Raw genomic sequence first — 13,379 nt, 5'->3', positions numbered from 1 at the left:
TAAATGGGTTTTCAGTGCATCTCCGAGACGGTGCGATCGGCTCGTACGCCTTTGAGGAAGATGCTCACCACCGACGCGACGATAGCTTCGGCATCTTTCGCTTCCGGCGGATCTTGTAGCCCGAGAAGTACCCTCAGATGCAGGTTGTCGCGCAGCATGCCGACGAAGTGTTCGGCCGCCATGCGGCAATCGGGGACGTCAATCTCGCCCCTCGCACGAGCCACCTCAAGGACAGCGGTCAGCCGATCAGACGTGCGTCCGGGTCCTTTCTCGTAGAAGGCCTTTGCAAGCTCCGGAAAACGTGAGGCCTCTGCCATTACGGTACGGAGCACACCGATGAGCGTCGATGACATATATATACCCAGAAGCCGGCGCCCGAATTCGCTTAGCGATCCGTCAAGATCGCGACTGCCGATGTTTTCGACCGCAAGGGCTTCCAGCGCTTCTTCCGCGGCTTCCGAGACGAGTGCCGTGAACAGGCCCTCCTTGCTGCCGAACTCGTTATAGATGTTGCGTTTAGATCCGCCGATCTGCGCGATTATTGCGTCGATGCTCGTGGCTGCGTAGCCTTGCTCGAAAAAGACAGCCGCCGCCGCCTTGAGGATGGTGGCTCTCCGCTGCTCCGAGGCGCGGCGCCTTGCAGTGATTGAACTGGTCACTCTGACTCTCCAACGCAGATTCCAATTGACGGGTACGGTAAGTTACCGTACTGGTCAAGGCAACTGGTAATAGTCCGTACCAAAGGTGATCATTCGTGCAACGACTTCTTAGAATTGTGATCTTGGGCGGTTTGGCCTGCCTAATACTTGCCCTAAGCGTCATGGGTTGGGGCTGGTGGGGGAGTGGGAGATACGAAGAGACCACCGACAACGCCTATCTCAGGGCAGATATCACATCACTCGCTCCGAAAGTGGCGGGCTATATCGTTGATGTGCGCGTCGATGACAACCAACAGGTGAAGGCCGGTGACATCCTGTTTCGCATCGACGACCGTGACTATAAGGCCCGGCTCGCACAGGCAGATGCAAATATTGCGGCTGCGAATGCCGCCTTGGCCAATCTGGAAGCGGAGCGTAGCTTGCAGGACGCGGCCATCGCGCAAGCGAAGGCGCAACTGGCCTCGGCAGTTGCCGCCCAAACTCTCGCGCGGTTGAACTTCGAGCGCTATGAGAGCCTCGCCCGATCACGCACAGCGAGCGAGGCACAATTCGAGCAGGCGCAGGCCGGCAGCGAGCAAGCCAATGCAGCCGTCGATGGTGCGAAGGCGGCCTTGGAGGCGGCCAATAGGAAACTGAATGCACTTGCTGCCCAGAAACAGGCTGCTGAGGCGGCGCTGAAGCAGGCCGAGGCAGCTCGCGATCTCGCCCAAATCGATCTAGACAACACGGTCGTCCGCGCTCCCGTAGCGGGAGTAATCGGCAATCGACAGGCTCGTGTTGGCCGTTTTGTTACTACCGGGACATCGCTGCTCGATATTGTGCCCGTCGACAACATCTGGCTTGTCGCCAATTTCAAGGAAGTCCAACTCGAACACATCCAGCCAGGTCAGAAGGCAAGGATACGGATCGATGGCTACGCACATGCTGAGATAACTGGAACGGTTGTCAGCCTTGCTCCTGGCACAGGTGCATCATTCAGCCTGATACCTTCTGACAACGCAACCGGGAATTTTGTCCGCGTCGTCCAGCGCGTGCCGGTCAAGATCACTCTCGACGGAAATCCGCTGCAGGGACGCCTCGTGCCTGGGCTATCGGCGCGTGTTGCCATTCGTACAACCGGATCGGGAGGCGATGCGCGTTGACCCCCACCCACGCAACTGATCCGGTTGAGGCTGCCTCGGTGAGCCACCCCCTCGGAGCGACATCGGCGGCATTACTCGTTGTCGGTGTCACGCTCTCAGCGCTCACCGAGGCAGTCGCTTCTACAATCTTGTCATTCGGACGCCTGGATATGTTGGGCGACATCCATGCCACGCCCGATGAATTCGCGCGCCTCGACGTCGGCTATACTGCCGTAAAGCTGTGCTTCTTTCTGCTTGCGCCGTGGTTGATGGGTCGGCTTTCCGCGCAAACGTGCCTTCGAGCGGCCACGGGCCTTATGACGCTTGCGTGCGGATGTGCGGCCTTCACGGCCAATCTCGATCTCCTGTTCTTCTTGCGACTCTTGCAAGGAATGTCGGGTGGCCTTCTGCTTGTGAGCGGCCAAACGATGCTGTTGCAGGCATTCCCGCGTACACAACAACCTATCATTCAAGCGCTATTCGCGATGGGAGCCGTCGTCGCGCCCGCGACTCTAGCGCCATCTATGCAGGGCTGGTTCATCGATACCTTGTCGTGGACCTGGATTTTCCTCGCAATCGTACCTGTCGGGTTGGCGGGCGTAGCGATCCTTGCATCGACGAACCTCGGCAAGGATACCGAAGTACACCAGGCGCGTCTCGATTGGATAGGACTCGCGCTTTTCACGATCGCGGCTTTCTGCCTGACCTATGTCTTTAATCAGGGAAGCCGTTGGAACTGGCTCGAAGAGCCTCGCATTGGCCGTCTTTCCGCCATCGGCGGACTTGCGTTCCTACTGTTCCTCCTCCAGCAATTCCGCGCGCAGCGCAATGGCGCTCTGCTTAATTTCGCGATTTTCCGGGATGAAGGATTTGCCTTCGGCTTTCTGGCGAGCTTTGCAGCAGGCGTGGCGCTGTTCGGCAGCGCCTACCTCATACCGTCTTTTGCCGTTTCTGTTCTGGGAATGACCGCGACGGGTGCAGGCATGCTCCTGCTTCCCAGCGGCGGCGTGTTCATCGCAAGCTTGCTGATAACAGCTTTCCTCGTCCGAAGAGGACGCCCGCCGATCATTACGGTCCCGTTCGGCATACTTATTTTCATGGCGACGATGTGGATGCTGTCTGGATCAAATGGTGAGAGCGGCGCACCAGACATGATGCCCGCCATTGTCCTTCGAGGTTTCGGTCTCGGCTTCCTGTTCCTGTCGATCACGTTGATCACGCTCGTAGACCTTCAGCGGCCACTCGTGGCGTATGGCGTCGGCCTGTTTAATGTTGGCCGTCAAACGGGCGGTCTGCTCGGTGTCGCGTTCCTTGAAACGCTTATTGATCATCAGACCGCCCTGAATAAAAGCGTGCTAGGCGCTCACATCGTGCCCGGCAACATCGCCGTGTCTGAGCACATTGCGATGATGACCAAGGCCCTGACGGCTCGCGGCATGGAAGCAGGCGCAGCCGCCCAGTCCGCCATTCAGATGCTCGGTCGCGAAATTGCAACTCAGGCAACGGTGATCGCCTTCAATACCGCATTTCTAACGATCGCGCTGTTCTTCCTCGCGGCCGCGCCCGTGCTCGTTACTGCAAAGATCGTCATTTCAAAGTTCTCGAAAGCCTCCCGTCGGCAGCCATCGTGAACGAAGGCACTGCGACGCGGACTTGAGAGGAGATCCGAAGAGGGCGCCGTAGCTCGCGGCAGCCCAGAACGAAAGAAAAATAATGACCGAAGAGCGGACGACACGAAAATCACCGTCGGAGGTCGCTGGCGATCCCGTTGATCCAACAGTGGCCGTCGAATTAATCGAATGGCTCGCGGGGGATGAATGCTATGATCTTGACGAAGCGACGCTGGCGGAGGGGCTGGGGCAATGCTTGTGCGCCGCTGGATTGCCGCTCGACAGGCTCACGCTCCACTTCCGAACCCTTCATCCCGAGTACCTCGGGCGTAGCGTGGCATGGTCGCCGGGAGAATCCGTTGAGGTGCTCGATAGGGAGCGAGGCATTGAAACTACGCCTGGGTTCTCGGACAGCCCGCTTCGACGCGTCATGAACACGCGCGAGGCGCTGACAGTACGCCTCCACGGTTCCGTCGAGCCTACTTGGGTTCATACGGACCTCTACCGCGGCCGAGGTTTGAAGGAGTTTATTTTTGTGCCGCTATGCGGGGCCGACGGTCTCGTAAGCGCCGCATCTTTCTCCACGACACGAGCCAGCGGCTTTACGTCGAGTGTGCGAGCGGTGCTGGAGCGGATAATACCGGCATTGCGAAACGCCTGCGAACTACGCACGCTCAGAAGGGCAGAACTGACCCTGCTGAACACATATGTCGGAGCGACGACGGCACGACGGGTCATGGCCGGTCACATACGTCGCGGCGAAATCGAAGCCTTCGAGGCTGCATTGCTGCTGTGCGATTTGCGCGGCTTTACGGATCTATCCAACAGATTGCCGGGGTCTCGTGTGCTCGAATTGCTCGATTCGTATTTCGACCGAATCTTGCCGGCGATCACGCGAGAAGGAGGTGAGGTAATCAAGTTCATGGGCGACGCGGTGCTCGCCTTTTTTCATCACGAGAGCAGCGCTGCATCCTGCTCCGCTGCCCTACGGGGCGCTTTGGGCGCCTTGGACAGCTTGGCCCGTTTTACAGCACCCGATGCTGACCTCGATGCTGGCATTGCTCTACATTACGGCGAGGCCGGATACGGCAATATCGGGTCCGGTCACCGGCTGGATTTCACCCTGATCGGTCGGGATGTTAATCTTGTAAGCCGCATTCAGAGTGTGTGCAGCTCGACGGGTTGCCCGCTTTTGATGTCAAAGCGTTTCGCGACGCTTCTCGATTTGAGGACGGTGATCCCGGTCGGTCGTCACGATCTCAGAGGCTTCGCCGAGCAGGTTGAACTTTATTCTGTTCCCGCGGCGTCGCGCTACACGCAAAAGCCGTAGCTCTTCCCATATCCACGCGAACCGACCACCAATGCCAGCACCGTGCAAGCCGCACACACCGGCCCATAGGACGCTGCAATATCCCTCAATGTCCTCTCCGCTGCTTACATGGTGCTTCCACGACCGGCCGGAAAGCCCGTGTAGCAAAAATGTCTCGAAGAGAATGTTCTAAAAAGCTGATTTTTTTGGAGAAAACTGGAGCGAGCGAAGGAAATTCGAACCCTCGACCCAACCTTGGAAAGTGTTGGTAGATTTTGGTGCGGACGACGGGACTCGAACCCGTACTCTCACAGAGAAGCAGATTTTCGTACCACCTCGACTTTCGCCGCCGCCTTTCGGCGTTCGTGGTCTGGACTGTCCCTTCGCCATGGCCCGAAGGCTTTAGACGCCGCCCGTCCAGTCTCTACACCTTCCCCTCACGGGGCTTGGCTCGGGATTGGCTTAGGGCAGTGCCCGTTAGCTTTCCCCGACTTTGAGCGGTTCTACTCCGCGGATTTCCCCGCGGGCACTCCAATTCTAAAGTCTGCTGCGTCTACCGATTTCGCCACGTCCGCCTTTTGCCGCCGATTCTAACCCTAGCTCTCTGCACCTATGTTGCACCTAGCGCCGAATCGTTCGTTTTCACCCTCGAAAGCCAACGCCTCCTAATGCATTGCTTATCCTATCTTTTCTCGGCCGCGAACTTTTTTGTGGGATGGTAGAAAAAAGACTTTTTAAGTGCCTTCCGTCTACCAGTTTCGGCAAGCGGCCATTGATTGCACTCGCCGCCCGCTGTGTGGGATCATGCCATATGCGGGCGGTATATTCGTCGTTTAACATGCTACAGGCCAATGGTTATGGCCCGCAGCGTCATATCGGGCGTTATTTGCGACAGCAGATGTGACGCCGTCAAGCGAAATGACCTGACACTTGCACCGAAAAACGTTGCAGCGGAAGTTTGGCTCTCCCGCCGCAACGAGACCGCTTGACGCGGCGGCCAGAAGTTACGCTGTCCCGGCCAGGCAGGGAGGCGCTATTCCGCTTCCTTTGCAGGCGCCGGGCCGAGGCGACGATCGAGATACGAATCCACTGTCGCAATCAGGGGCTCCACCTGTCCGTCGAAGAAGTGGTTCGCGCCGGGTATGACCTCGTGCTCGATCTGGATGCCCTTCTGCGTCTTGACCTTCTCGATGACGCTGATCACCTCACGCAAGGGCGCAACGCGATCCTGCTCGCCATGGATGAACAACCCGGATGACGGGCATGGCGCGAGGAACGAGAAATCGTATCGGTTGGCCATGGCCGCGATCGACAGGAAGCCCTCGACCTCGGGCCGGCGCATCAGCAACTGCATGCCGATCCATGCCCCGAAGGATACGCCTGCGATCCAGCAGTTGCGTGCTTCCGGGTTGACCGACTGCACCCAGTCCAATGCCGCGGCGGCATCGGACAGTTCGCCCGCCCCGTGGTCGAACGTGCCCTGGGAGCGCCCGACGCCGCGAAAGTTGAAGCGCAAGGCCGAAAAGCCGCGATTTACGAACGTGTAGTAGAGATTGTACACGATCTGGTTGTTCATCGTGCCGCCGAACTGCGGGTGCGGATGCAGAATAAGCGCTATCGGCGCGCCTTTATCCTTGGCAGGATGATAGCGGCCTTCAATACGGCCGGAAGGGCCGGAAAAGATAATCTCGGGCATCGAACACCATTCGTGCGGTTTACATGGGGTCGGCTGCGTTGGCACAACGCAGGTTGCGGGGTCTCATGCCGGCGTAGCGCTCCCTGCCGCACGTCGATCCTGAAGGGTCGGTCGCGGCGGCCGGAATTGTTCCGGCTGAAGCATTCTGGCATAAGACGCGGCAAGCTTTCATGCGGCCTCTCTAACATGGCACGGGGGGGAAAAAGCAAGCATATTGCGCAAACACTGCCGATTGCCGAAGCTGGCAGGCTTGACAGGGTGGCAGCGGCAACACGCGGGGTATCAGGAGCAGGATGACACGCGAACGCATCTATCTGGACTACAACGCCACCGCGCCCTTGCTGCCGGAGGTGCTGGAGGCGATGTCCGCCGCGTTGGCGCTGACGGGCAATCCCTCGTCGGTCCATACTGAAGGACGGGCCGCGCGCGGGCGCGTGGAGGATGCGCGCGTCAAGGTGGCGGCGCTCGTCGGGGGGCGTGCGGAGAATGTCATCTTCACCGCCAGCGGCTCGGAGGCCAACGCCATGGCGCTGACGCCTCTGGTGCGCGTATCCGGCGCATGCTCCATCGGCGGCTGTGCGACGGGCGAGGCGCGGGCAGTGACGCGGCTTCTTATCGGCGCGACCGAACATCCCAGCGTGCTGGCCGGTGGCGGATTTGCCGCTGATAGGATCGAGCGGCTGCCAGTCGATGACAACGGCATCGTGCGGCTGGACTGGTTGCGTGAACGCCTGACCGCCTTGGCGGCAGCGGAGCCTGATGGGTGTGCGCTGGTCAGCGTGCAGATGGCCAACAGCGAAACCGGGGTGCTGCAACCCGTCGCCGAGATCGCGGCCGCCGTGCATGTGGCTGGCGGTGTGATGCATACCGATGCGATTCAGGCGGCGGGGCGGATGCCGCTCGATATCGGCGCGCTTGGCGTCGACATGCTGACATTGTCGGCGCACAAGCTTGGCGGGCCGCAGGGCGTGGGGGCGCTTGTGCTTGGCGCGGGCGGCGTGGAACTTGGCCACCCGCTGGTGCGTGGCGGCGGGCAGGAGCGCGGCCGGCGTGCCGGCACGGAGAACGTGGCAGGTATCGCAGGCTTTGGCTTGGCAGCAGCCCTTGCAATGTCGCGTATCAACGCGTATCCAGCGCGCTTGAAGGCCGCGCGCGACAGATTCGAACGGGACCTGAAAGCCACGATACCGCAAGCCGAAATTTTCGGCAGCAACGTCGAACGGCTCAGCAATACAAGCGCTTTCGCCGTTCCGGGGCTGAAGGCGGAGACGTTGCTGATGGCTCTCGATCTTGCCGGGTTCGCGGTTTCGTCGGGTTCGGCCTGCTCGTCGGGCAAGGTGAAGCGTTCGCATGTTCTGGAGGCGATGGGCGTGCCGCCGGAGGTGGCGGAAGGCGCGTTGCGGGTCAGTATCGGCCACGCATCGGGCGATGCCGATCTTGATTCTTTTAGAACGGCTTTGGAAAAGGTCGTTGGTATGCTTATATCCCGTCAGAAGGGTCGCAGTGCGGCCTGACGTTTTGGGATATTTGGCGGACGCCATACCAACCAGCGGTCCTTGAAACCGCGACAGGAGGGTTGTGCCATGCCTGCGGTGCAGGAAACAATCGAGCGTGTCCGCACGCTTGACGTGGATCAGTATAAATACGGTTTCGAGACCGAGCTTGAGGTCGACAAGGCTCCAAAGGGGCTGAACGAGGATATCGTTCGCCTCATCTCCGCCAAGAAGGGCGAGCCGGAGTGGATGACCGAGTGGCGCCTCGACGCCTATCGGCGCTGGGTGACCTTGCGTGAGCCGACATGGGCGCGCGTCAACTATCCGCCCATCGACTATCAGGATCTGCATTATTATGCGGCTCCGAAGAAGAATGCCGCGCCCAAGTCGCTCGACGAAGTCGATCCGGAAATTCTGCGGACTTATGAAAAGCTGGGGATTCCCCTGCGTGAGCAGGAGATTCTTGCCGGTGTCGAGCCGTCACGCCGGGTGGCTGTCGACGCGGTGTTCGATTCGGTGTCCGTGGTGACGACGTTCAAGGAAGAACTGCGCAGGGCGGGCGTGATCTTCTGCCCTATTTCCGAGGCGATCCGAGAATATCCCGAACTTGTGAAGAAGTATCTCGGCACCGTTGTACCCGTGTCGGACAATTACTTTGCGACGCTGAATTCGGCTGTGTTCACCGATGGCTCGTTCGTCTACGTGCCGGAGGGCGTGCGTTGCCCGATGGAGTTGTCCACGTATTTCCGCATCAACGAGCGCAATACGGGCCAGTTTGAGCGCACGCTGATCATCGCCGACAAGGGTTCCTACGTCAGCTATCTGGAAGGTTGCACCGCTCCCGCGCGTGACGAAAACCAGTTGCATGCTGCGGTGGTTGAGCTGATCGCGCTTGATGATGCCGAGATCAAATATTCCACGGTGCAGAACTGGTATCCGGGCGATATCGAGGGCAAGGGCGGGGTTTACAACTTCGTCACCAAGCGCGGCGATTGCCGGGGCCGGAATTCCAAGATTTCGTGGACGCAGGTCGAAACCGGATCGGCGATCACGTGGAAGTATCCCTCCTGCATCCTGCGCGGCGACAACTCCCAGGGCGAGTTCTACTCCATCGCCATCTCGAACGGGTATCAGCAGGTCGATTCCGGCACCAAGATGATCCATCTCGGCCGTAATACGACGAGCCGCATCATCTCCAAGGGCATCGCTGCAGGCCGCTCTGAGAATACCTACCGCGGGCTGGTTTCCGCGCATCGGCGGGCGTCCGGCACGCGCAATTTCACCAACTGCGATTCGTTGCTGATCGGTGACCGTTGCGGCGCGCATACCGTGCCCTATATCGAGTCGAAGAACGCCAGCGCCATCTTTGAACACGAGGCAACGACATCGAAGATTTCGGATGACCAGATGTTCTATTGCCTCCAGCGGGGGCTCGATGAGGAAGAGGCGATCGCGTTGATCGTCAACGGCTTCGTCAAGGACGTGCTGCAGCAGTTGCCGATGGAGTTCGCCGTGGAGGCGCAGAAGCTGATCTCGATCAGCCTGGAGGGATCGGTCGGCTGAGCGGGTTGCCGTTTGGCCGGCGTGCGGTTCTGCTGGACCGAAGGTGTGCACCGCCCGGAACGGGCACACTTCCGCAAGTTCCAGCATGGCGGGATTTGAAGGACATAAGAATGATCGAAATCAAGAATCTTGTGGTTGAAATCGAGGGCAACCGCATTCTCAACGGTCTCGACCTGACGGTCGCCGACGGGGAGGTCGCGGCCATCATGGGGCCGAACGGCTCCGGCAAGTCGACGCTGAGCTATGTCATTGCCGGCAAGGAAGATTATGAGGTTCTCGACGGCGAGATCCTGCTGGACGGCGAGAACCTCCTTGAGCTTGAGGCCTATGAGCGGGCGAGCAAGGGTGTGTTCCTTGCGTTCCAGTATCCACTGGAAATTCCCGGCGTCGCCACGATGTCGTTCCTGAAAGCGATCCTCAACGCCCAGCGCAAGGCGCGTGAGGAAGAGGAACTGACCACACCGGACTTTCTTCGCCTCGTCAGGGGTGCGGCGGAAAAGCTGGAAATCAATCAGGAGATGCTGAAGCGCGCGCTGAACGTGGGCTTCTCCGGTGGCGAGAAGAAGCGCATGGAAATTCTCCAGATGGCGCTGCTGCAACCCAAGTTCTGCATTCTCGACGAGACGGACTCCGGTCTCGATATCGATGCATTGCGCATCGTGTCCGAAGGCGTGAATGCATTGCGTGACGAGAAGCGCGCGTTTCTGGTCATCACCCACTACCAGCGGCTGCTCAATCATATCGTGCCGGATACGGTGCATGTGATGTCGAAGGGCCGTATCGTTCGTTCCGGTGGCAAGGAGCTTGCGCTGGAACTCGAAGCCAGCGGCTACGCCGAGTACAGCACCGAGGCGGCGTGAGGACATGACGACGAATCCAGCGACAGAGAGCGCAGAGCGTCCGGCCGCCCAGAACTTTCCGGCCGATACCCGGCTTGCGCAGCACTTCGATGATTTCAGGTCGCGCCTTCCGGATGGCGACGGTTCCGTTGTGCGCCGCCTGGAAGCCATGGAGGACATCCAGCGTGTCGGCGTGCCGAACCGGCGGGTGGAAGAATGGAAATACACCGACCTGCGGGCATTTTTGCATGAAGCCGCTGCGCCTGCCTCGCGCCCCGATGCCGCGACCGTCGATGCCGCGCGCAAATCGGCGCATGTTCTGGCAGATGTGCCAGCGGCGCGGATCGACTTTGTAAACGGTTATCTGGCAGACGCGGCTACCTTGCCGGAGGGCGTCAGCGTTGTCCCGCTGTCAAAAGCACTCGCGGAGGCGCACCCGGCGCTTGCCTCTCTCGATCAGGTGGAGGTTGCGAACGGCAATGCTCTCATCGATCTGAACACGGCTTTTGTCGATGACGGCATTATCGTGCAGGTTGCTGCCGGGCATGAAATCGGCGAGGTGCTGCACCTGCGCTTCATCAACCATGGGAATACCCCTTTCGCCACCGCGACGCGCGTGCTGGTGCTGGTTGAGAAGGATGCGGCGCTGACCATCGCTGAAACCCATGAGGGGCACGTCGCAGCACAGCCGAACAGCCTCGTGGCGTTCGTGCTGGGCGATAGCGCCCGCGTGGAGCATGTGCGTGTCAATGCCGAAGGAGCGGGCGCGATTGCGCTTTCCACGCTGACGGCGTTACTCGGGGGGGAGGCCGATTTTCGGTCGTTCAACCTTGTTGCCGGCAGTGCAGTCTCGCGCCATCAGCTCTTCATCGCCTGCCAGGGTGAGAACGCGCGGGTCACGATTGGCGGCGTGACGATGATTCGCGGCGAAGATCATGCCGATACGACGCTGGTGCTCGACCACGCCGTACCGGGCGGGGAGAGCCGCGAGCTGTTCAAGACCATCGTCGATGGCGATGCCACGGGCGTATTCCAGGGCAAGATCATCGTGCGTCAGGACGCCCAGAAAACGGATGGGCGGATGATGTCGGCGGCGTTGCTCGTGTCGCCCGGCGCAACCATGTATAACAAGCCCGAGCTTGAAATCTGGGCCGATGACGTGCAGTGCGCCCACGGCGCAACCTGCGGCGAACTCGACGAAGATCTGTTATTCTACCTCAGCGCACGCGGCTTGCCGCCAGCCGAAGCCGAGGCGCTGCTGCTGCAGGCGTTCATCGGTGAGGCCATCGAACTTGTCGAGCACGAGTCCATGCGTGAGGCGTTGAACGCGCTTGCAGTAAAGAGGCTGGAAAATCGTTCATAAATGTGGGTTTATGGACATACTGGCAGACTGGGACGTAGCCGGACCGGGTACGACTCCCGGTCCTGAAGAGAGGGATCGATGACCGGCGTTGTAACGGGTGGCAGCTACGATGTGGATGCGGTGCGTCGGGATTTTCCGATCCTGTCGCGGGAGATCTATGGCAAGCCGCTGGTATATCTGGACAGCGCCGCCTCCGCCCAGAAGCCGCGGGCCGTGATCGACGCCATGAGCCGCGTGTACGAGCATGAATATGCCAACGTCCATCGTGGACTGCATTTCCTCGCCAATGCGGTGACAGAAGCGTTCGAGGATGCGCGCGAAACCGTGCGCGGTTTCCTCAACGCCGAAAGCACGGACGAGATAATCTTCACGCGCTCTGCGACGGAGGCGATCAACCTCGTGGCTGACTCGTTCGGCCGTGCCTATATCGGTGAGGGCGATGAGATCGTGCTCTCCATTGCCGAACATCATTCCAACATCGTGCCATGGAACTTTCATCGCGAGCGCAAAGGCGCCGTGCTGAAATGGGCGCCCGTCGATGAAGAAGGCAATTTCCTGCTCGATGAGTTCGAGGCGCTGCTGACGCCGCGCACCCGGATCGTTGCGATCACGCATATGTCCAATGTCATCGGTACGATCATGCCGATCAAGGAAATCGTGCGGATCGCGCATGCTCATGGCATTCCGGTGCTTGTCGATGGCAGTCAGGGGGCGGTGCATCTGCCTGTCGACGTCCGGGAACTGGATGCGGACTTCTACGTCTTCACTGGCCACAAGCTTTACGGGCCGACGGGCATTGGCGTGCTTTACGGCAAGTCGCGCTGGCTGGAGGAACTGCCGCCTTTCAACGGCGGTGGAGAGATGATCGAGACGGTGACGACCGATGGCGTGACATACAACACGCCGCCGCATCGTTTCGAGGCGGGAACGCCGCCGATTGTGGAAGCCATCGGCCTGGCTGCCGCCATTCGTTATGTCGACCGGCTGGGACGCAGTGCGGTTCTGAATCACGAGGAACAGCTGCGTAATTACGCTCATCAGCAGATCGGTGGGCTCAATTCCGTGCGCATTCTCGGGCGGGCGCGAGAGAAGGGGGCGATCCTGTCCTTCGAGATGGTGGGCGCGCACCCGCATGATGTCGCCACCATCATCGACCGTGCCGGAGTTGCGGTGCGCGCCGGCACCCACTGCGCACAGCCGCTGCTTGCCCGCTTTGGCACCACGGCGACATGCCGTGCGTCGTTTGCGCTGTATAATACCAAGGAAGAAGTCGATATTCTGGTTGAGGCACTGCGGAAAGCCGAGCAGCTTTTCGCCTGATTGGCCGGAATGTGGGGGAGAATTCAGTGAGCGAAGAAGACAACAAGGCCTCCGCCGTTACGCCGGTAGGATCGGGCTTGCCGGAAGGTGAGATCGAGCGGCTGACCGAGGACATTATCGCCGCGCTGAAAACCGTCTTCGATCCGGAAATCCCGGTGGATATTTATGAGCTTGGCCTCATTTACCGTGTCGATATCAGCGACGATCGCGAAATCGAGATCGATATGACGCTGACAGCTCCCGGCTGCCCGGTTGCGGGTGAAATGCCCGGCTGGGTCGAGGGGGCGGTAAGTTCCATCTATGGCGTGCAGGGCGTGAAGGTCAACATGGTTTTCGACCCGCCGTGGGATCAAAGCCGCATGTCCGACGAGGCGCGTGTCGCACTCGATATGTGGTGATCCTCTCG

At 59.9% G+C, this 13,379-nt stretch carries 11 protein-coding genes; 9 read left to right on the top strand and 2 right to left on the bottom strand.

Features of this window, described 5'->3' with window-relative positions; genetic code table 11:
- Positions 1 to 11 precede the first annotated feature (11 nt).
- Complete coding sequence (locus FHS81_RS14565; protein ID WP_183754200.1) at positions 12 to 659, bottom strand: TetR/AcrR family transcriptional regulator C-terminal domain-containing protein; 648 nt, start codon at positions 657 to 659, stop codon at positions 12 to 14.
- 95 nt (positions 660 to 754) lie between these two features.
- Between FHS81_RS14565 and FHS81_RS14560 the strand changes: the two genes are divergently transcribed.
- The 3 genes from FHS81_RS14560 to FHS81_RS14550 all read left to right on the top strand — a co-directional run bounded on the left by FHS81_RS14560 (position 755) and on the right by FHS81_RS14550 (position 4,720).
- A complete protein-coding gene (locus FHS81_RS14560) occupies positions 755 to 1,801 on the top strand; it encodes an HlyD family secretion protein (RefSeq protein WP_424945365.1) in 1,047 nt (348 codons plus the stop codon).
- A complete protein-coding gene (locus FHS81_RS14555; protein ID WP_210281724.1) occupies positions 1,798 to 3,411 on the top strand; it encodes a DHA2 family efflux MFS transporter permease subunit in 1,614 nt (537 codons plus the stop codon). Before FHS81_RS14560 ends, FHS81_RS14555 begins: the two co-directional genes overlap by 4 nt.
- A gap of 82 nt (positions 3,412 to 3,493) precedes the next feature.
- Complete coding sequence (locus tag FHS81_RS14550; RefSeq protein ID WP_183754198.1) at positions 3,494 to 4,720, top strand: adenylate/guanylate cyclase domain-containing protein; 1,227 nt, start codon at positions 3,494 to 3,496, stop codon at positions 4,718 to 4,720.
- Positions 4,721 to 5,732: 1,012 nt separating this feature from the next.
- Here FHS81_RS14550 and FHS81_RS14545 read toward each other — a convergent pair.
- Positions 5,733 to 6,395 (bottom strand): alpha/beta hydrolase, encoded by a 663-nt coding sequence (locus tag FHS81_RS14545; RefSeq protein ID WP_183754196.1) that lies wholly within the window; start codon positions 6,393 to 6,395, stop codon positions 5,733 to 5,735.
- A 293-nt stretch (positions 6,396 to 6,688) separates the two neighbouring features.
- On the opposite strand from FHS81_RS14545, the gene FHS81_RS14540 reads away from it, so the two are divergent.
- The 6 genes from FHS81_RS14540 to FHS81_RS14515 all read left to right on the top strand — a co-directional run bounded on the left by FHS81_RS14540 (position 6,689) and on the right by FHS81_RS14515 (position 13,371).
- A complete protein-coding gene (locus FHS81_RS14540) occupies positions 6,689 to 7,909 on the top strand; it encodes a cysteine desulfurase family protein (RefSeq protein WP_183754194.1) in 1,221 nt (406 codons plus the stop codon).
- Between the two features lie 69 nt (positions 7,910 to 7,978).
- Positions 7,979 to 9,451, top strand: coding sequence for a Fe-S cluster assembly protein SufB (gene sufB / locus FHS81_RS14535; RefSeq protein WP_183754192.1), 1,473 nt, complete (start codon positions 7,979 to 7,981; stop codon positions 9,449 to 9,451).
- A 110-nt stretch (positions 9,452 to 9,561) separates the two neighbouring features.
- Positions 9,562 to 10,311, top strand: a complete 750-nt coding sequence (sufC, locus tag FHS81_RS14530; RefSeq protein WP_183754190.1) for a Fe-S cluster assembly ATPase SufC — start codon at positions 9,562 to 9,564, stop codon at positions 10,309 to 10,311.
- Between the two features lie 4 nt (positions 10,312 to 10,315).
- On the top strand, positions 10,316 to 11,653 hold the full coding sequence (sufD, locus tag FHS81_RS14525; RefSeq protein WP_183754188.1) for a Fe-S cluster assembly protein SufD: 1,338 nt from the start codon (positions 10,316 to 10,318) through the stop codon (positions 11,651 to 11,653).
- A gap of 78 nt (positions 11,654 to 11,731) precedes the next feature.
- A complete protein-coding gene (locus tag FHS81_RS14520) occupies positions 11,732 to 12,973 on the top strand; it encodes a cysteine desulfurase (RefSeq protein ID WP_183754186.1) in 1,242 nt (413 codons plus the stop codon).
- 77 nt (positions 12,974 to 13,050) lie between these two features.
- Positions 13,051 to 13,371 (top strand): SUF system Fe-S cluster assembly protein, encoded by a 321-nt coding sequence (locus tag FHS81_RS14515; protein ID WP_246375045.1) that lies wholly within the window; start codon positions 13,051 to 13,053, stop codon positions 13,369 to 13,371.
- Positions 13,372 to 13,379 lie beyond the last annotated feature (8 nt).

It is taken from the genome of Pseudochelatococcus contaminans, from assembly GCF_014195635.1.
GTDB lineage: Bacteria > Pseudomonadota > Alphaproteobacteria > Rhizobiales > Beijerinckiaceae > Pseudochelatococcus > Pseudochelatococcus contaminans.
Note: the sequence above shows the minus strand (reverse complement) of the source record. Positions and strands in the feature narration are given on the sequence as shown.